This window comes from Pandoraea anhela (genome assembly GCF_902459655.1).
Taxonomy (GTDB): Bacteria; Pseudomonadota; Gammaproteobacteria; order Burkholderiales; family Burkholderiaceae; genus Pandoraea; species Pandoraea anhela.
The window spans coordinates 219,024-238,802 of the sequence record NZ_CABPSB010000004.1 but is presented as its reverse complement, the minus strand read 5'-3'; the positions used below and the strand labels follow the sequence as shown (position 1 = coordinate 238,802).

The 19,779-nt window shown below is 63.9% G+C and carries 16 protein-coding genes; 10 read left to right on the top strand and 6 right to left on the bottom strand.

From position 1 onward, the window contains the following. Positions 1-7 precede the first annotated feature (7 nt). The 4 genes from lysS to PAN31108_RS08370 form a co-directional block, all read right to left on the bottom strand. Positions 8-1,552: a lysine--tRNA ligase gene (lysS, locus tag PAN31108_RS08385; protein WP_150668411.1), complete on the bottom strand. Its 1,545-nt coding sequence runs from the start codon at positions 1,550-1,552 to the stop codon at positions 8-10. Between the two features lie 16 nt (positions 1,553-1,568). Further along, positions 1,569-2,048 carry an Ivy family c-type lysozyme inhibitor gene (locus tag PAN31108_RS08380; protein ID WP_150668410.1) on the bottom strand — a complete coding sequence of 160 codons (480 nt, stop codon included), beginning with the start codon at positions 2,046-2,048 and terminating at the stop codon, positions 1,569-1,571. Positions 2,049-2,051: 3 nt separating this feature from the next. Beyond that, positions 2,052-3,156 (bottom strand): peptide chain release factor 2 gene (gene prfB, locus PAN31108_RS08375; RefSeq protein WP_174994898.1). Its coding sequence is split into 2 segments (ribosomal slippage): positions 2,052-3,083 and positions 3,085-3,156, totalling 1,104 coding nucleotides; the frame shifts between segments, so codons are not numbered across the junction. Between the two features lie 102 nt (positions 3,157-3,258). Next, complete coding sequence (locus PAN31108_RS08370) at positions 3,259-3,480, bottom strand: hypothetical protein (RefSeq protein WP_150668408.1); 222 nt, start codon at positions 3,478-3,480, stop codon at positions 3,259-3,261. A 253-nt stretch (positions 3,481-3,733) separates the two neighbouring features. Between PAN31108_RS08370 and PAN31108_RS08365 the strand changes: the two genes are divergently transcribed. Further along, on the top strand, positions 3,734-4,630 hold the full coding sequence (locus PAN31108_RS08365) for a LysR family transcriptional regulator (RefSeq protein WP_150668407.1): 897 nt from the start codon (positions 3,734-3,736) through the stop codon (positions 4,628-4,630). A 23-nt stretch (positions 4,631-4,653) separates the two neighbouring features. On the opposite strand, the gene recJ is transcribed toward PAN31108_RS08365, so the two are convergent. Together recJ and PAN31108_RS08355 are read right to left on the bottom strand one after the other, a co-directional pair. Next, positions 4,654-6,351, bottom strand: a complete 1,698-nt coding sequence (gene recJ / locus PAN31108_RS08360; RefSeq protein WP_150668406.1) for a single-stranded-DNA-specific exonuclease RecJ — start codon at positions 6,349-6,351, stop codon at positions 4,654-4,656. Beyond that, complete coding sequence (locus PAN31108_RS08355; protein WP_150668405.1) at positions 6,348-7,427, bottom strand: regulator; 1,080 nt, start codon at positions 7,425-7,427, stop codon at positions 6,348-6,350. Before PAN31108_RS08355 ends, recJ begins: the two co-directional genes overlap by 4 nt. A gap of 183 nt (positions 7,428-7,610) precedes the next feature. On the opposite strand from PAN31108_RS08355, the gene PAN31108_RS08350 reads away from it, so the two are divergent. The 9 genes from PAN31108_RS08350 (at position 7,611) to ftsB (ending at position 19,704) form a co-directional block, all read left to right on the top strand. Next, a complete protein-coding gene (locus PAN31108_RS08350) occupies positions 7,611-8,864 on the top strand; it encodes a lipoprotein-releasing ABC transporter permease subunit (protein WP_150668404.1) in 1,254 nt (417 codons plus the stop codon). Next, a complete protein-coding gene (gene lolD, locus PAN31108_RS08345; protein WP_150668403.1) occupies positions 8,857-9,582 on the top strand; it encodes a lipoprotein-releasing ABC transporter ATP-binding protein LolD in 726 nt (241 codons plus the stop codon). Before PAN31108_RS08350 ends, lolD begins: the two co-directional genes overlap by 8 nt. A gap of 195 nt (positions 9,583-9,777) precedes the next feature. Next, positions 9,778-10,644, top strand: a complete 867-nt coding sequence (locus PAN31108_RS08340) for a TatD family hydrolase (RefSeq protein WP_150668402.1) — start codon at positions 9,778-9,780, stop codon at positions 10,642-10,644. Positions 10,645-10,688: 44 nt separating this feature from the next. Next, a complete protein-coding gene (locus tag PAN31108_RS08335) occupies positions 10,689-13,580 on the top strand; it encodes a ComEC/Rec2 family competence protein (protein ID WP_150668401.1) in 2,892 nt (963 codons plus the stop codon). Positions 13,581-13,760: 180 nt separating this feature from the next. Then, positions 13,761-14,591, top strand: coding sequence for an alpha/beta fold hydrolase (locus tag PAN31108_RS08330; RefSeq protein ID WP_150668400.1), 831 nt, complete (start codon positions 13,761-13,763; stop codon positions 14,589-14,591). A 370-nt stretch (positions 14,592-14,961) separates the two neighbouring features. Further along, positions 14,962-16,620: a CTP synthase gene (pyrG, locus tag PAN31108_RS08325; RefSeq protein WP_150668399.1), complete on the top strand. Its 1,659-nt coding sequence runs from the start codon at positions 14,962-14,964 to the stop codon at positions 16,618-16,620. Positions 16,621-16,652: 32 nt separating this feature from the next. Beyond that, on the top strand, positions 16,653-17,507 hold the full coding sequence (kdsA, locus tag PAN31108_RS08320) for a 3-deoxy-8-phosphooctulonate synthase (RefSeq protein WP_069341671.1): 855 nt from the start codon (positions 16,653-16,655) through the stop codon (positions 17,505-17,507). 414 nt (positions 17,508-17,921) lie between these two features. Further along, positions 17,922-19,205, top strand: coding sequence for a phosphopyruvate hydratase (gene eno / locus PAN31108_RS08315; protein ID WP_150668398.1), 1,284 nt, complete (start codon positions 17,922-17,924; stop codon positions 19,203-19,205). A gap of 73 nt (positions 19,206-19,278) precedes the next feature. Next, positions 19,279-19,704 (top strand): cell division protein FtsB, encoded by a 426-nt coding sequence (gene ftsB, locus PAN31108_RS27070; protein WP_150668397.1) that lies wholly within the window; start codon positions 19,279-19,281, stop codon positions 19,702-19,704. The last annotated feature ends 75 nt before the right edge of the window (positions 19,705-19,779 follow it).

Here is a 19,779-nt window from a genome sequence, read left to right as displayed (position 1 = left end):
CGGACGATCAGTCTTCGCGACGAAGATGCGGGAAAAGCAGCACGTCGCGAATGTTGGGGCTGTCGGTGAGCAGCATGATCAAGCGATCGATACCGATGCCACAACCGCCCGTCGGGGGCATGCCGTATTCGAGGGCGCGAATGTAGTCGGCATCGTAGTACATAGCTTCTTCATCGCCGGCGTCTTTCTGATCGACTTGCGCGCGGAAGCGTGCGGCCTGGTCTTCCGGATCGTTCAGTTCCGAGAAGCCGTTGGCAATTTCGCGACCGGTAATGAAGAGCTCGAAGCGTTCGGTGATGCCGGGGAGCGTGTCCGAGGCGCGAGCCAGCGGCGAGACTTCCACCGGGTAATCGACGATGAAGGTCGGCTCCCACAACTGGCTTTCGGCAGTCTCTTCGAAAAGCGCCAGTTGCAGCGCGCCGAGGCCGGCATTCTTGAACTGCGGTGCATCGGTCTTGACACCGTACTTGGCGAGTGCGCCTCGCACGAAGTCGATATCGGCGAGTTGCGCCTCGGTGTACTCAGGCGCGTACTTCAGGATCGCCTCGACGATCGTCAGTCGATGGAACGGCTTGGACAGATCCAGTTCGCGACCCTGATATTCGATGGTTGCCGTGCCGCGTGCGTCGACGGCGGCGCGACGGATCAGGGCTTCCGTGAAGTCCATCAGCCAGCGGTAGTCCGTATAAGCCGCGTAGAACTCCATCATCGTGAATTCCGGATTGTGACGCGGCGACACGCCTTCATTACGGAAGTTACGGTTGATTTCGAACACACGCTCGAAGCCGCCGACGATCAGGCGCTTCAGATAAAGCTCCGGCGCGATACGCAGATACATCTGCATGTCGAGCGCATTGTGATGCGTGATGAACGGCTTCGCTGCGGCGCCGCCCGGAATCGGGTGCAGCATCGGCGTTTCGACTTCCATGAAGTCGGCGTTCGTCATGTACTGACGAATCGACGCGATGGCCTTGGCGCGCGCGCGGAACGTGTTGCGCGTCTCCGGCGACGTGATCAGATCGACGTAGCGCTGGCGATACTTCGTTTCCTGATCGGCCAGGCCGTGGAACTTGTCCGGCAACGGACGCAGGGCCTTGGCCAGCAGACGCAGCGTCTTGACTTTGACCGACAGTTCACCGGTACGCGTGCGGAACAGCGTGCCGGTGGCGGCAATGATGTCACCGATGTCCCAGCCCTTGAAGGCAGCCATGGAATCGGCGCCGACATCGTCGCGGCCGATGAAGAACTGAATCTGACCGCTGCCGTCTTGCACGGTGGCGAACGCGGCCTTGCCCATCACGCGCTTGAGCATCATGCGACCGGCCACCGACACGGCGACAGGTTCGGCTTCGAGCGTTTCGTTGTCGACGTCCTGGTAGCGTGCTTGCAGGTCCCCGGCGTGCTGCTCGGGACGAAAATCGTTCGGGAACGCTACGCCGCCCGCGCGAATCGCCGTCAGTTTTTCGCGACGCTCCGCGATGAGCTTGTTGTCGTCCTGCGGCAGGTCGTTGGCCTGATTGGCCGAATCGGCCTGGGTGTTTTGATCGGTCATGATGCGAACGATGAAGTTATTCGGTAAAACGCAGCGTGTGGAGCAGGGCATTCTTGAGCGAGCCGTCGGGCGCGCCCAGCCAGATCAGTTCGGTGCGGTCTTGGTGCGGGCTGGCGTTGGCCGCTGCACTCGGGTCTCGCACAAACAGCGCCGCGATCGTTTGCGAGCGCGGTTCGTACAGGATATGGACGTACTCGCTCGGACAGTCATGCGGCTTGCAACTCTGCACCAGCAGCCAGGGCTTGCCGGCAACGCTTACGCGCTGCGACGGCGTCGACGTTCCGCCCTGACGCACCCACGCGGGCACATTTCGCGGTGCAACGATGCGTGCATAAGCGCCCGAAAAATCCGGGCGCTTGAGCAGTTCATGCAGGTACGGTCCCGTCTCGGGACTTGCACCCGGTGCACCTGGCGTACTCGCCGGGGCAGCCACGGCGGCGCGCTGCAGACACAACGCGCTCACCACCCACACGGCTAGCGTGCGGACAAACGCCATTCCTTACACTCCCTGCTTGAGACTCGCGGAGATGAAGTCGTCCAGATCGCCGTCGAGCACCTTGCCGGTATTCCCGGTCTCGACGCTGGTGCGCAGGTCCTTGACGCGCGACTGATCGAGCACATACGAGCGAATCTGATGTCCCCAGCCCACGTCCGTCTTGCTCGATTCGAGCTTGTCCTGCTCCGCGCGACGCTTACGCATCTCGTGTTCGAACAGACGCGAGCGGAGCATGTCCCACGCTTCGGCGCGGTTACGGTGTTGCGAGCGGTCGTTCTGGCACGCCACGACGATGCCCGTCGGAATGTGCGTCAGACGCACGGCGGAGTCGGTCTTGTTGATGTGCTGACCGCCTGCACCCGAGGCGCGGTAGGTGTCGGTACGCACGTCGGCCGGATTGATTTCGATATCGATCGAGTCGTCGACTTCCGGGTACACGAACAGGCTGGCGAACGACGTATGACGGCCGCCCGACGAGTCGAACGGCGACTTGCGTACCAGACGGTGCACGCCGGTCTCGGTGCGCAGATAGCCGTATGCGTAATCGCCGGTGACCTTGAGCGAGGCGCTCTTGATGCCGGCGACGTCGCCATCCGACACTTCGAGAACTTCGGCCTTGAAGCCCTTGCGTTCGCAATAGCGCAGATACTGGCGCAGGAGCATACCGGCCCAGTCGTTGGCCTCGGTACCGCCGGCACCGGCCTGAATGTCGATGAAGCAGTTGTTCGGGTCTGCCGGGTTGTTGAACATCCGGCGGAACTCCATGTCGCCCACGCGCGCTTCGAGTCCCTGCGTGTCGCTCTCGAGCGCCAGAAGGGAGTCTTCGTCGCCCTCTTCACGGGCCATGTCGAACAACTCCTGCGTGTCGGAGATGCCGGCGTCGAGTTCGGTCAGATTCGTGACCACGCTGTCGAGCGCCTTCTTCTCCTTGCCCAGTGCCTGCGCACGCTTGGCGTCGTTCCAGATGTTGGGATCTTCGAGTTCTTTGTTGACTTCGATCAGGCGAGCTTGCTTGACATCGAAGTCAAAGATACCCCCTGAGCTCGCCGACGCGAGTGCGAAGGTCGGCGAGCAGGGATTCGAGGGCGTTGAGGCGTTCTGCTTCCATGAGCTATGACGGTTGCGAATTCGGGAAAACCGCAATTATAGCGCAGCGAAGCCCCCGTTTCCCTCACTTTTCGGGGGTTTTTGACGACTTTCGGACAGTGCTTCAGCGCGACGTCTGACGCAGACCGAATGCGTCGCGAGCGTAGCCCACGTCGGCGAGCGACGTGTCGTCGAACGATGCCAGCGCCTCGGCTTGAAGCTTCTGCTCATAGTGCATGCGCCACTGGTCGACGACGCGGAAGAACAGACCGAGCGGCGTGACCGGCGCAGCAACCACCGGAGCGTAGGCGTTGAGGTTGGCGGCGGCGGACAGAGGGCGGTACATGATGTGACTTCCTTCACAAGGGGGCGACGTGAGGGCCGGGAGCGGGATGCTTGGGCGCACGTCGCACTAGGGATAACCCGAAGCTTATGCCTTTCCCTATCACTAAAAAAGTGAATTGTTTAGGAGATTCCGTTCACTATTATTGAAGTGTCGACGTCCGTCACGTACCATCTCAGGCGTACGCGCCGACCGACGTTGCCGATTTCTGGCGCACGCAGTGTCGTCGCGAAGCGCTTCGCCCCCGGGGCCTCTCATGGATTTTCTGCAACTTCAGACTTTCAAAGCCATCGTCGACGAGGGTAGCGTGTCGGGCGCAGCCGAGGCGCTGCATTGCGTGCAGTCGAACGTGACGGCGCGTATCCGGTCGCTCGAACACGCCGTCGGCGTCAAACTGTTTCACCGGCAGGGACGCCGGTTGCAACTCACCCCGAGCGGGCGCACGCTGCTGGGCTACGCCGACCGGATTCTGGCGCTATCGCGTGAAGCGAGCGCTGCGCTGAACCCGGCGAACGAGCCGTCGGGCGACTTTTCCCTGGGGGCGATCGAATCGTCGGCCACGTCGCGGTTGCCGGCCGTGCTGGCCCGATTTCATGCCGCGTATCCGAAGGTGCGCCTGAATCTGGTGACGGATACGTCGCTGAACCTGCTCGACGAAATTCAGCATGGTCGTGTCGACGCGGCGCTCATTGCCGGTACGGCGTGTCTGGAGGCGCAGACGCAAATGTCGGTCGTGGCGGACGAGATTTACCGCGAGCCGATCGTGCTGGTCGCACCGGCGCGGGTGGGGCGGGTGCGCGAGGCGTCCGATCTGGCAGGTGCCACGTTGCTGATGTGGCCGCCGGGCTGTCCGTATCGCGGCACGATGGAGCAGTGGCTCGCGGCGAACGCGGTCACGCCGGGACGCATCCTGAGCTACGGCAGCTACGCCACGATCGTCGCTTGTGTGGGCGCCGGCGTGGGCTACTCCCTCGTGCCACGCGGTATCTATCAGCGCTACCGGCAGGAGGCGAACATCATCGGTCATGCGATGGAGGAGTTGGCGGCGGTGCCGAACTTCTTTGTCCGGCACCGTGGGGTCGACGTGCATCCGGCGCGCGAGGCGTTCCTGCGCGTCATGCGCGAATACGTTGCTGAAGCGCAGCCCGCGTAGTTACGTCGCCGACATCGACCGCATCAGCCCTGTGCGTGTTCAATGATCATCTGCACGCGGGATACGCCGTTGAAGGTGTCCGCAGCGAGCCGATACGCGAACTGCGCCCGACTTGGCAGCGTATCCGCATGATTGAACCAGATGGCGTTAAAGCGCATGCGCCCTCGGCCGAGTTGTAGCTTCAGATGCTTGTCCTTGAGGATCGCTTGCGAGAGGACCTCGAACTCTCCGGAGAAGACCGGCGGCGGGAAGCCTTGTCCCCAGACCTGAGCGTCGAGCATGGCGACGAATGGCGGCACGAAGCAATCGTCGCCGATGTCGCCGTCGGTTTCGATCACGCGCGAGAGCGCCTTTTCATCGAGCCAAGCCTGCCCGACGGCTTCGAACGCCGCCTGAAAGCGCGGCAGTGCATCGGCGGCGATGGTCAGGCCGGCCGCCATCGCGTGGCCACCGAACTTGCCGATCAGGCCGGGTTCGCGCTTGGTAACCAGATCGAGGGCGTCACGCAAATGAAAACCCGGGATCGAGCGGCCCGAGCCTTTGATCTGACCGTCGTCGCCCGGGGCGAACACGATGGTCGGCCGATAGAACTTCTCTTTGAGGCGCGCGGCCACGATGCCGATCACGCCCTGATGCCACGTTTCGTTGAACGCACATAGCGTGGTTGCCGTGCGGGGATCGAAACGGGCCAGATCCGCCAGCGCTTCCTGCTGCATGCCGGCTTCGATTTCGCGCCGCTCCCGGTTCATCGCGTCGAGTTCCTGCGCGAGCGTCCAGGCGCGGGCGTCGTCGTCGGTGAGCAGACATTCGATGCCCAGCGACATATCGGCGAGCCGCCCCGCAGCGTTCAGGCGTGGACCGAGGCCGAAACCGAGATCGAAACTGCCGGCCTGACGCGCATTGCGGGCGGCCGCCCGGAAGAGGGCGTTGATACCGGGGTGCATCCGTCCGGCGCGCATGCGCGAGAGGCCTTGCGCCACCAGAATGCGGTTGTTGGCGTCGAGTTTGACCACGTCCGCTACGGTTCCCAGCGCGACGAGGTCGAGCAGCGTATCGAGACGCGGTTGCTCGCGGGCGTCGAACGCGCCGCGTCCCCGCAACTCCGCGCGCAATGCCAGCAGTACGTAAAACATCACGCCGACCCCCGCCAGATGCTTGCTGGGGAACTCGCATCCGGGCTGATTCGGGTTGACGATGCAGCGCGCGTTGGGCAACTCGCTGCCCGGCAAGTGGTGGTCGGTGACGACGACTTCGATGCCGAGCATCTGCGCGGCAGCCACGCCGTCGAGACTGGCGATACCGTTGTCGACCGTAATCAGGACGTCGGGCGGACCTTGCTTGCCCTTTGCGGCCAGCGTGACGATTTCTGGCGTGAGACCGTAGCCATACTCGAAGCGATTGGGCACGAGATACTCGACCTTCGCACCGAACATGCGTAGCCCGCGTACGGCCACGGCGCAGGCCGTCGCACCGTCGCAATCGTAGTCGGCCACGACGAGCATACGCTTGCCGGCGGCGATGGCGTCCGCAAGAAATACGGCCGCTTCTTGCGCCCCTTTGAGTTGCGTAGGCGGTATCAGGCGGGCGAGGGCGGTTTCGGTCTCGGCGCTCTCCGACACGCCGCGTGACGCGAACAGGCGGGCAAGCACGGGATGAATGCCGTCGCGCGACAGCGCGTCGGCCGTTGCATCGTCGACACGGCGGGTGACGATGTCGGTCATGCCACTTGCTCGCCGAGTCGGGCCATCGCAGTCATACGGGCCGGCAACGTCTGGCGGCGCCAGAATTTGCGCAGATCGCCGCTGCGGGCGCGGATCGTCACGCTGTGGCTGTCGCCGCACAGGGTCAGTGCAACCTCGCGGGCCTGTCCCTTGGTCACGCGGGCCAGGGCGGGCGCGAGCCACGTACGGTCGATGTCGACCAGCGCATCGCGCCAGCGCGCCCAGTCTTCCATCAGGAAATGCGGTGTCAGGGTGTCGAGCTGCACCAGCGTGCGGCCATCGGCGCTCCCGATGCCGGCAGATGTCGGGTGCAACGCAATCTGCATATGGTTTGCCAGCCCGCGCGTTGCGGTGGCGTCAGCCAGAACGGTCACACACGGACGGTTCATGCGGGGAGCGGCGATGCGCTGACCGCCGCCATACAGCCAGAGTGCGTTGACCGGCGGCAGCCGGCGTGCTTCGCGCGCCTGATTGGCCGGGTGGTCGTACCACGCCATCTGCACTTCGTTCTGCCACTTCCGCCAGGTCAGTTCGGCTTTGCCTTGCGGCAGCCAGATGTCGACGTTGCGCCCCGCGGCACGTCCGGGCGATGCCGTGAGCAGGTCGCCGAGCGCCGGGGCACTCACGTACCACCGGTCCGGGCGCGGGGCGATCAGTTCGGCGCCTTCTTCGGCGAACAGCGCATGCGCCGTGGCGAAAAGGGCGGCAGAATCCTCAGCGCTCAATTCCAGCTCGGCCGGATCCGTCAGGACCAGATGGTCGGTGGCGATGTGGATGTGGGCGGGTTGCGCGCAGTACCAGAATCGGGTGTCGAGCGTGCCGCCGTCCTCTAGCAACATGAAGGGCGCAAGCGGGGCGCGCGCCGGGCCGCCGGGCAGGCCGAAGGCGTCGCCGAGCCAGCGCTCGTGGGGCAGTGTGGGGACGAAAGGGTCTTCCGGCACGTCCTGCGCCGACTGAACGCCGCGCGCGAGCAACTTTTCGAGCGCGGGCAACTCCAATTCGGCCAGCAGTGCGGGCAGATGAGCCGACGCGGGGAGCGCGAACGGCAAGAGAAAGTGCAGGGCAGGTGTATCCATGTCGAGGCGAATTGTATGGCAAACTTCGCGCTGGCAGTTGGGTGACCCTGACGTCAGGTACGGAACGTGCCGTCCAGCACGCCGGGCAGGGGCCGGGGTGCGGGGCTTGGGTGGCTGACCAGCGCTGGCGAAGGCCGGCGTCGGTGCGTTCCGATCGATCCTTATCAAGAATCAGGAATCCGTTTGAAATTCCCATACGAATGGCAGATCGGCTGGCGCTATACGCGCACCGGCAAGCGATCATCCGGCAACGGTTTCATTTCCTTCATTTCCTTCATTTCCATGGCCGGCATTGCGCTGGGCGTGGCGGCGCTCATCGTAGTGCTCTCGGTGATGAATGGCTTCCAGAAGGAAGTTCGGGACCGCATGCTTTCCGTGCTGGCGCACATCGAGGTCTTCGCGGTCGACGGCAACTTGCCCGACTGGCAGCGGACGGCCGCCGAAGCTCTACAGAACAAGAGCGTCATTGCGGCTGCGCCGTATGTCGGCGAGCAGGCCATGCTCACGCGCGACGACAACGTACGCGGTGTGGTGCTGCGCGGCATCGTTCCCGGCGAGGAGGCCAAGGTCTCCGATCTCGGCAAACAGATCACCGACGGCACCCTCTCGAACCTCACGCCCGGCAGCTTCGGCATCGTGCTCGGCAGGGAGCTGGCGAGAGCGCTGGGGGTGAGCATCGGCGACAAAATCACGCTGGTTGCGCCTCAGGGCACCATTACGCCGGCGGGGGTGTTGCCGCGTGTGAAGCAATTCACCGTGGTCGCGATCTTTACGGCCGGGCACTACGAGTACGACAGTTCGCTGGCGTTGATCGATCTGCATGACGCAGAGACGCTGTTCCGCCTGGACGGGCCCACGGGCGTGCGTCTGAAAATTCAGGATATGGAGCAGGCACCGCTCGTGGCGCGGGAACTGGCCAAAACGCTGTCGGGCAACATGTGGGTGCGCGACTGGACCCAGCAGAACAAGAACTGGTTCGTGGCGGTGCAGACCGAAAAGCGCATGATGTTCATCATCCTGACGCTCATCATTGCCGTCGCGGCGTTCAATCTGGTGTCGTCGCTCGTGATGACGGTGACTGATAAGTATGCGGACATCGCCATTTTGCGTACGCTCGGCGCGCAGCCCGGCTCGATCATGAAGATCTTCATCGTGCAGGGCGTGACCATCGGCTTTGCGGGCGCGCTGCTCGGCGTGGGGCTGGGCTGCCTGATCTCGGTGAACATCGGCACCATCGTGCCTTTCATCGAGCGCTTGTTGGGGATTCACTTCCTGCCGCAAGACATCTACTTCATTTCCGAATTGCCCTCGGATCTGCAGTCGTCCGACGTGATCCGTATCGGGGTGATTTCCTTCATTCTCTCGGCACTGGCGACGATTTATCCGAGCTGGCGTGCCTCGCGCGTCAAACCGGCGGAGGCCCTGCGCTATGAGTAACGCGAATCAATCGATGGCCCCCGTGCCGAATCTGGCGTACGACGGCCCTGTGCTGAGCGCGAGAGATCTGCACAAGACGTTCCGCCAAGGCCAGTTGAACGTGACGGTGCTCAACGGGGCCAGCCTTGACGTGGCCCCTGGCGAGAAGGTCGCGATCGTGGGGGCGTCCGGCTCGGGCAAGAGCACCTTGCTGCACGTGTTGGGCGGGCTCGACGATCCGTTGCGCGGCGAAGTGTCGCTGCTGGGCAAGCCGTTTTCGTCGCTGCGCGAGCGCGACAAGACCGCGCAACGCAACCAGTCGTTGGGTTTCGTCTATCAGTTCCATCATTTGCTGGCTGAGTTCTCCGCACTGGATAACGTGGCGATGCCGTTGCGCGTTCGTCGTCTGCCGACCGAGCAGGCGCGCGCCGCGGCGCAGGTGATGCTCGAACGCGTGGGGCTCGGGTCGCGAGTGAAGCACCGTCCATCGGCGTTGTCGGGGGGCGAGCGTCAGCGCGTGGCGATGGCGCGGGCACTGGTGACGCAGCCGGCCTGTGTGCTGGCGGACGAGCCGACCGGCAACCTCGACGGGCATACCGCCGAGACCGTGTTCGAGCTCATGCTGGAACTGTCGGAGACGCTCAGAACCAGCTTCGTGATCGTCACCCACGATATCGATCTGGCGCGTCGCTGCGACCGTGCCTTGCGGTTGCGAGACGGTGTGCTGGAGCCGGCTTGAGCTTTGCAAGTTTGCTGGCCGAGTATCAGGAGACGCCGGGCAATGCCCCGGCGTTTTGCATTTTTGCGGTGGGTGCTCGGCGTGATTTTCGGCAACGTCCTAGACCCGGATGCGGTGTTGTCCGATGGTCATGGCCGGCGCGACGTGCGAGCCTTGTCACTGACCCGTAGAATTGACGCTCAAGGACACCTGACCATGTGGATCGACACCCATTGCCATCTCGACGCGGCCGAGTTTGATGCAGACCGCCAGACCGTGATTGCCGACGCCGTTGCTGCGGGCGTGACGGGCCTCGTGGTGCCCGCCGTCGAATGCGCCACGTTCGACGCCGCGCGTGCGGTTGCGGGCGCGATACCCGGCGGGGCCTATGCGCTGGGCATTCATCCGCTTTACACGCCGAGCGCGCGTGACGACGACCTCGTCACGCTGCGTCGTGCCGTGGCGCGTGCGATGAGCGATCCGCGCTTCGTCGGCATTGGCGAGATCGGGCTGGATTTCTTCGTCCACACGCTCGATCCGCAGCGCCAGCAATACTTTTATGTCGAGCAGTTGAAGATCGCTCGCGACTTCGATTTGCCCGTGATCCTCCATGTCCGCCGGTCGCAGGATGCCTTGCTGAAACAACTGCGCATCTTCACGCCGCGTGGCGGTATCGCGCACGCGTTCAACGGAAGCCGCCAGCAGGCAGACATGTTCGTCGAGCGTGGATTCTGTCTGGGGTTCGGTGGACAGATGACGTTCGACCGGGCGTTGCAGATTCGCCGTCTGGCGGTGGAAATGCCGCTCTCGTCCATCGTGCTGGAAACGGACGCTCCCGATATCGCACCGGAATGGCGCTACAAGCAACGCAATAGTCCCGTGGAACTGCCGCGCATTGCGCAAGTATTGGCGGAACTGCGGGGCGTTTCCTCCGACGCGCTGTCGAAAGCCGCGTGTGCGAATGCGTGGCGAGTGCTGCCGCGTTTGTCCGGCGCCATGGCGATGAGGCCCGGTGACGGCGCTGCGGCCAACGCTTCTCTCTCCTCTCCGATTTCCGAAGACGCTCCCGGGCATTCGCGCTGACGCTACGGCGTCGCGCGGATAGGCGGACATGACGTGGTGACGTCATGAGAGTTGTGCTGCTCGCTTGGGTCGCCGGCATCTGGTGGCTGCAACAGGTGCCCGTATTGCCGGCAGGGCGGTGGTTCGCCGTGACCGTCGGCATCGCCGGAGGTGTGTTCGGTGTGGGGGCGCTAGGCACGTTAAGGATCGCTTTGATGGCATCGAGGCGCCGGGAAGACGGCGATGCCGCTCCCTGTAAGTCGGTCGGAGGCAACGTCGATGGCGTGGCGAGGTGGACGGAGCGGACGGGGTGGACAGAGCGCACAGGTGCAGTTGCCGCCGATTGGCGGCGATACGTGACGGTGATGGTACTCGCGGTCTGCGCCGGTGTCGGCGGGTACGCCTGGGCAGCGTGGCGTGCCGAGGCAAGGCTCAACGATCGTTTGCCCCCCGATTTGGAGGGCGTGGACGTGACGGTGACGGGTGTCGTCGCGGGGCTGCCGGCGCCTACCGGAGACGGCGTGCGGTTCGCATTCGACGTCGAGGAGGCCTTCGTCGCGGGCCCTGCTGGCGCGGCCGTTCACGTACCGAGGCATATCGAACTGGTTTGGTCGGGGCGCGCGTCGTTCGAGGGCAAATTCGGACGGAAGCGCGGGCGGCGTCGCGACATTGGCGTGGACGGCGAACGCTCCGGCGTCCACGAAGGCGGTGCCATGGCCGCCGCGCACCCGGGCGAGCGGCGGGCGACACCCGGCCCGAGCCTGCCACGGGCGGGGGAGCGATGGCGATTGCCGGTGCGGCTCAAGGTGCCGAGAGGCTTCGCCAATTGGCACGGTGTCGATGCCGAGCTGGTGGCGCTGGTAAAAGGAATTCGTGCGTCGGGATATGTGAGGCCGTCTTACGGCAAGGACTTGGCATCACGGGAACATCGAGCGCTTCGATTACAGGTGGGGCCGATGCCGGGCTATGGCTTTGCCGCCTGGCGCGAGCGCCTGCGGGACGACTTTCGGACAGCGCTGGGGGCGTCGGCGCGATACGGCGGTGTGCTGATGGCGCTGGCCCTGGGCGAGCGCAGCGATATAGCGGACGACGATTGGCAAGCCTTTGCCGATACGGGCGTCAGTCATCTGCTGGCGATCTCCGGGCTGCACGTGTCACTGGTTGCTGGGGCATTTGCGGGACTGGTCGGGGTGCTTTGGCGTCGGTCCTGCTTTCGGCGCGTCAGCTTGCCGCTTTGGTGGCCGGCACCGAAGGCTGCGGCGGTCGCCGGCTTGCTGGCAGCGGTGGCGTACGGTGCGGTGGCTGGCTGGGGTGTTCCGGTCAGGCGTGCGGTGGGGATGGTGACGATTGTCGTCCTGGCGCTGCTGAGCGGGAGGTTCGCGGCACCCTCGTATGTGCTCGCATGGGCCTTGGCGGTTGTCGTCGCGCTCGATCCGTGGGCAGTCGTCACGCCCGGCCTTTGGCTCTCGTTCGGCGCGGTCGCGGCGCTGGTGATGGCGGGCAGGCGTCGGGAGACGCCCCTGGTCCCGACGCGTCGCCAATCCGAGGGGACGGAGGTGGATGTCGCAGGCCCGGCGCACGTCGATGTGGCGGGCGATGCATCGAGCGGCAGGCACGGGGGTGGGCAGGCGCAGGTGCGCTTGCGTGGCACGGTCGGGTTTTGGGGCGGCGTGCTTGGCGTTCGACTGGCGAAAGCGGCACGCGCGCAGTATGCGGTCACGATCGGGTTGGTGCCATTGACGTTGGCATGGTTCGGCGCTGTGCCTTTGCTCGGCCCGCTGGCGAACGCCGTTGCCATTCCTGTCATGACGTTGATCGTGACGCCGCTCGCCTTGGTGAGCCTGCTGCTGCCCGTCGGGCTGGCGCATTGGCCGCTCGCCGTCGCGCATGCGGTGGTGGCTTGGCTCGCGGACTGGCTCGGCATGCTCGCGGCGGTCCCCTGGGCAGTGTGGCGTGCGCCGGTTTCGCCCGTGTGGGCGCAAGCCGCTGCTGTCGCCGGTGTGGTCGTCTGCCTCATGCCCATGCCATCCGGAGGGTGTGGAAGATCGATGCTGCGGCTTGGCGTTCGCATTGCCGGGTTTGCGCTCATGGGGCCGGCGTTTCTTGCGTCGGCGGTACGACCTGCGATGGGCGAGTTTCGCGTGACGATGCTCGACATCGGGCAGGGCAATGCGGTGGTGGTCGAAACGGCAACGCGCACGCTGCTTTTCGACGCCGGGCCGCCCATCGGGCGGCGCAGCGATACCGGTCGACGCGTGATCGTGCCCTATTTACGAGCGTTGGGCGTTCAACGGCTCGATCGCATGGTCGTCAGTCATGCGCACGACGATCACTTCGGTGGTGCGCTGAGCGTGCTGCGGGCGTTCCCATCGACGCCGCTATTCTCGTCGTTGCCTCAGGGGCACAGGGTGCGTCGGGCCGCGCAGTCGCATCGGACCTGTCTTGTCGGGCAGCAATGGACATGGGATGGCATTACCTTTCGGTTCTTGCACCCCGACAGGACCGCGTTGAGGGAGGGATGGGGCGGGAAAAACGGACCCAATAGCGTTAGTTGCGTGTTACGCATCTCGAACGCGCGGCACAGCGCGTTGCTCGCGGCCGATGCGGAGGCGCCGCAAGAAAGGGCGATGATGTCGCGAGGCATGGGGCTTCCCGCGTTGGCGTTGCGCTCGGACATCCTGCTCGCGCCCCACCACGGCAGTGCGACGTCGTCGACGCCCGCGTTTGTGGCAGCAGTGTCGCCCGCTCACGTGGTGTTTCAAACCGGCTATCGCAACCGCTTCGGTCATCCGAAGCCGCGTGTGGTGGCGCGCTACCGCGCCTTGGGCGCGCGCGTCTGGCAGAGCGTGACGCATGGGGGCGTCAGGTTTTCCAGCACCCCTGACGGCATCGACGCGACGGCATACCGGGAGCAATATCGGCGGTACTGGCATGTCGATCTTCCGGAGACGTTCTGAGACCGGCATCGCGGCTCGGTGGGCTCACGTTGAAAAATGCGGGCGTTTCGATCGCAGAGGCCTGGGGATTCGATGGAAACCTCTACCGGTACTCCACGGGCGGTTCGCTAGAATGGACCGGCGAGTGTCATGCGACCTGATCAACGGGCGCGATGCAGGCTCGCCAGGACAAAGCATCCCATGACAAGAGACATCATCCATTTCTCGCACGGCAACGGTTTTCCGGCCGGCGTTTATCGCAAGATGCTCGGCGCGCTGGCCGACGAGTACGACGTACGCGCGATCGACCGCATCGGTCATGACCCGCGTTATCCCGTCACGCCGGGTTGGCGGTATTTGCGTAATGAACTCGTCGATACACTCGTGCGCCAATATCGTGGCGAGCCGGTCTGGCTCGTGGGGCACTCGCTGGGCGGTTTCCTCAGCCTGATGGCGGCGCTCAAGGCGCCGCAATGTGTGCGTGGCGTGGTGATGGTGGATTCACCCATCGTTACGCCGGGCTGGCGTACGCAAATGCTGCGTCTGGGCATGCTGACCGGCTTGTACGAACGGATGTCGCCGGCCGGCGTGACGAAAAAGCGTCGCGACCAATGGCCGGACTGGGAAAGTGCATGGCAGCACTTCGCGAGCAAACCCGCATTCGCCAGTTGGGATCCGGATGTGCTTCGCGACTACATCGATTGCGGCACGTTGCCCACGGGCGAGGGGGAGGCGCGTCGATTGGCGTTCGCACGGGAAATCGAATATCGCATCTATCTGACGCTGCCGCCGTCGCTTGCCGTGCGCGCCCTTCGCGGCGTTCCGGTGCCGGTCGGATTTCTGGCCGGTACGGAGTCTCGCGAACTGCGTCAGGCGGGGATCGGCGCCACGCGGCGCATCGTCGGGACGCATCTTCGGTACGTGCCGGGTACCCATCTTTTCCCGATGGAGCGTCCGCTGGAGACTGCCGCCGCCATTCGCGACATGCTCGCGGAACTGAAAGGCGAACATCGCTGGTCGCTGGCGGCGTGATCGCTCAGGAAGTCGCACCCCGGTCTTTGGCATGCGGGAAGCAGGCATTTGCCCGCATTGGCGTCGATGGCGCATAGTGCCCCGGGCGCGACCGGCCAAACTCACGCCGGGTGCCCCGGCAGCCGGTCAATGCAAGCCTGCTGGAACCTGAACGGAAGCCGGATGCATACCTGATTGCGGTCTGATCGGGGCGCGCGCGAGGCCGACTGTACTGAACCGGGATGGCAGGGCGGCAGATTCGTTGGCGAGCGCGCCGGTCGTGACGGGACGCCGCGCGCGATGCCTGTCAAGGCCAAAATTTGCCGCGCTGCACGTCGAGGGCGAGGCGGCTTTCGGGTATAATCCGGCTTTCCCGCGAGCAATTACTGCGATGACCAAATTCGTTTTTGTCACGGGCGGCGTGGTTTCCTCTCTTGGTAAGGGAATTGCTGCCGCATCTCTGGCCGCGATTCTCGAATCGCGTGGCCTCAAAGTCACCCTCCTCAAGCTTGATCCCTACATCAACGTCGACCCGGGCACGATGAGCCCGTTCCAGCACGGCGAGGTGTTTGTGACCGAGGACGGTGCGGAAACCGACCTCGATCTGGGGCACTACGAGCGCTTCATCAGCGCGAAGATGCGTCGTGCGAACAACTTCACGACCGGCCAGATCTACGAATCGGTGATCCGCAAAGAGCGCCGTGGCGAGTATCTGGGCAAGACCGTTCAGGTCATTCCGCACATCACCAATGAAATTCAGGCCTTCGTCGAGCGCGGTGCGCGTTCGACGTGGGACGGCCATCCCGACGTCGCCATCGTCGAAATCGGCGGTACGGTCGGTGACATCGAATCGCTGCCTTTCCTCGAGGCCGCTCGTCAGATGAATCTGCGCCTGGGCCGCAACAGCGTGGCCTTCGTGCACCTGACGCTTGTGCCGTACATTGCAACGGCCGGCGAGCTCAAGACCAAGCCGACGCAACACAGCGTGCAGAAGCTGCGCGAAATCGGTATCTCGCCGGACGTGCTGCTGTGCCGCGCCGACCGTCAGATTCCGGAAGACGAGTGCGCGAAGATTTCGCTGTTCGCGAACATTCCGCAAGACGCCGTGATTTCGGTGTGGGACGTCGACACGATCTACAAGATTCCGCAAATGCTTCACGACCAGGGCATGGACCGGATCATCTGCGAAGAACTGAAGATCGAAGCCAAGCCGGCCGACCTGTCCATGTGGACGCGTCTGGTGCATGCCGTCGAGAATCCGAAGCACGACGTCACGATCGGTATGGTCGGCAAGTACGTCGATCTGACCGAATCGTACAAGTCGCTCATCGAAGCGTTGCGTCACGCCGCGATCCATACGGAAACGCGCGTGAACATCGAGTACATCGATTCCGAACAGATCGAGAAGGACGGCACCGACGCCCTCAAGCATCTGGACGCCATCCTGGTGCCGGGCGGCTTTGGCCGTCGCGGGACCGAAGGCAAGATCAAGGCAATCCGCTACGCCCGTGAAAATCGCGTGCCGTACCTGGGTATCTGCCTCGGTATGCAACTGGCCGTGATCGAGTTCGCACGCGACGTCGCGAATCTGGCGGACGCGAACAGCACGGAATTCGAGCCGTCGACGCCGCATCCGGTCGTCGCCCTCATCACCGAGTGGCAGGATCGTGACGGCAAGATCGAACAACGTACGGAAGATTCGGATCTGGGCGGCACCATGCGTCTGGGTTCGCAGCGTGTGCCGGTCAAGACCGGGACGCTGGCTTCGCGCATCTACGGCGACACGGTCAACGAACGTCACCGTCATCGCTATGAAGTCAACAACCACTATGTGCCGCAGCTCGAAGCCGCCGGTCTGGTGATCTCGGCGCGTACGCCGACGGAAAACCTGCCCGAGATGATGGAATTGCCGCAGCAGGTGCACCCGTGGTTCGTGGGCGTGCAGTTCCACCCCGAGTTCACCTCGACGCCGCGCGACGGCCATCCGCTCTTCAAGGCATACGTGGAAGCGGCGCTGGCAGGCCAGCAAGCGCGCAAGAAGGCCGCTTAAGACGCGCAGCGAGCGAGAAACAAGGAGTTCCCATGAAACTGTGCGGTTTCGATGTTGGCCTGGATAAGCCGTTTTTCCTGATCGCGGGCACCTGCGTCGTCGAATCGGAGCAAATGACGATCGACGTGGCGGGGCAGCTCAAGGAAATCACGAGCGCGCTCGGCATTCCGTTCATCTACAAGTCGTCGTTCGACAAGGCGAACCGTAGTTCGGGTAAGTCGTATCGCGGTCCGGGCCGTGAGCAGGGCCTGAAAATCCTCGAGGAAGTGCGCCGTCAACTCGGCGTGCCGGTCCTCACGGACGTGCACACGGAAGAGGACGTGGCCGTGGCCGCGCCCATCGTCGATGTGCTTCAGACGCCGGCGTTTCTGTGCCGCCAGACCGATTTCATCCGTGCCTGCGCCCAGTCGGGCAAGCCGGTGAACATCAAGAAGGGCCAGTTTCTCGCACCGCACGACATGATCAACGTCATCGACAAGGCGCGCGACGCTGCACGCGAAGCCGGCCTGCCGGATGACGTGTTCATGGCCTGCGAGCGCGGTGTTTCGTTCGGCTACAACAATCTGGTCTCGGACATGCGCTCGCTGGCGATCATGCGCGAGACCGGTGCGCCGGTCGTGTTCGACGCCACACACTCCGTGCAACTGCCCGGCGGGCAAGGCACCAGCTCGGGCGGCCAGCGCGAGTTTGTGCCCGTGCTCTCGCGTGCCGCGGTGGCCGTGGGCGTCTCGGGGCTGTTCATGGAGACGCACCCGGACCCGGCCTGCGCCCTCTCGGACGGCCCCAACGCCGTGCCGCTCGGCCGTATGCGTGAACTGCTCACCACGCTCAAGACCATCGACGCGGCGGTGAAGCAGGGGCAGTTCCTGGAAAATAATTTCAACTGAAATGAGACACGCCGTCCTGGGGCCACTATCAGCACGCCCACAGGACGGGTATAGCGGTCAGACGCCTTGGCAGTATGGCGTCGAGTCGTTAAGCTTGTCGCGCAGCGGTCGTGAGCGATCGCCGCGAGGGCGAGTCCCCGAGGAGATGCTCGCGTGCAGCACGCCGAGCGCACCGTCGACATCGATGTCATCCCACAGGCCGCCGTGCCTCATTTCGAGGCGCCGTTGTTCCCCCGTCTACGTATTGTCCGGCCGGCGCGCGCACACGATGCGCGGCATCGGTATCCACGTCAGGATTCGGCGCGCTGCCGATTCTCGTTCAGCGCCCGGCGTGGTTGCGGCAAGTCACCGGCAGGATCGCGGCGCGAAGCAGGTTCCCTTTAGCGTTTTTGTCTTATAGATACCGAGGAATACATGAGTGCAATCGTAGATATCATCGGGCGCGAAGTGCTGGACTCGCGCGGCAATCCGACGGTCGAGTGCGACGTGCTGCTGGAGTCGGGCGTGATGGGCCGTGCGGCAGTGCCGTCGGGCGCATCGACCGGTTCGCGTGAGGCGATCGAACTGCGTGACGGCGACAAGTCGCGCTACCTCGGCAAGGGGGTGCAAAAGGCTGTCGAGCACATCAACACCGAGATTTCGGAAGCGATCATGGGCCTGGATGCTGCCGAGCAGGCGTTCCTGGACAAGACCCTGATCGAACTCGACGGCACGGACAACAAGTCGCGCCTCGGCGCCAATGCCATGTTGGCCGTGTCGATGGCCGTCGCCAAGGCCGCCGCCGAAGAAGCCGGCCTGCCGTTGTATCGCTACTTCGGTGGTTCGGGCGCGATGCAGATGCCGGTGCCGATGATGAACATCGTCAACGGCGGCGCGCATGCCAACAACAGTCTGGACATCCAGGAATTCATGGTGATGCCGGTCGGTCAGTCGAGCTTCCGTGAAGCCCTGCGTTGCGGCGCCGAGATTTTCCACGCGCTCAAGAAGCTCATCGCCGATAAGGGAATGAGCACGGCTGTGGGCGACGAAGGCGGCTTCGCACCGAACTTTGCATCGAATGAAGAGTGCCTCACGACCATTCAGCAAGCTGTGGAGAACGCCGGTTATCGCCTGGGCGACGACGTGCTGCTGGCGCTGGACTGCGCCTCGACCGAGTTCTACAAGAACGGCAAGTACGAGTTGGCCGGTGAAGGCTTGTCGCTGAGCTCGGAAGAGTTCGCCGATTACCTCGCTAACCTGTGCGACAAGTTCCCGATCGTCTCGATCGAAGACGGCATGTCGGAAGACGACTGGGCCGGCTGGAAGATCCTGACGGACAAGCTTGGCAAGAAGGTGCAACTGGTCGGCGACGACCTGTTCGTCACCAACACGAAGATCCTGAAGCAGGGCATCGAGCAAGGCGTGGCCAACTCGATTCTCATCAAGATCAACCAGATCGGTACGCTGACCGAGACGTTCGCCGCCATCGAAATGGCCAAGCGCGCGGGTTATACGGCCGTGGTGTCGCACCGTTCGGGCGAAACCGAGGACTCGACCATCGCCGATATCGCTGTGGGCACCAATGCCGGTCAGATCAAGACCGGTTCGCTCTCGCGCAGCGACCGTATCGCCAAGTACAACCAACTGCTTCGTATCGAAGAGGATCTCGGCGATATCGCTTCGTATCCGGGCAAGGAAACGTTCTACAATCTGCGCTAATTCCGATTCCCCGGGATGTTGAACCCCGACTCAGGTCGGGGCTCGCTTCCCGGAATTCTTGCCAGGCGAAAGCATGCGAATGGTGACCTTGGTACTGGTGCTGCTATTGGTGGTCATCCAGTATCCGCTCTGGTTCGGCCACGGTGGTTGGTTGTACGTGCACGAACTGCGCGACGAGTTGAGCGCCGAACAGCAGAAGAACGAGCAGTTGAAAGAACGTAACGATCGCCTGGCCGGCGAAGTGCAGGATTTGCAGGACGGCACGGCGGCGATCGAAGAACGCGCTCGTTTCGAGTTGGGGATGGTCAAGGACGGCGAGCTGTTCGTGCAATTCGTTGGTGCGGATGGCGCCGGTGCGCCGCAGGGTGCATCCGGGGCCGATGCACCGCTCGTGTCGTCTTCCGAACCGGCGCACAAGACGGTCGCGTCCGCGCCGCCACCCCCGCCGTCGCAGACGAAGGGCAAGACAGCGTCGGCTCACAAGGCGCAACATCACTGATCATGACGGACGGTCGTTGGCCCGGCGGCGCAGACGTCGTGTCGGGCCAGGGTAGCGGGCTAGCCGGGTAGTGCA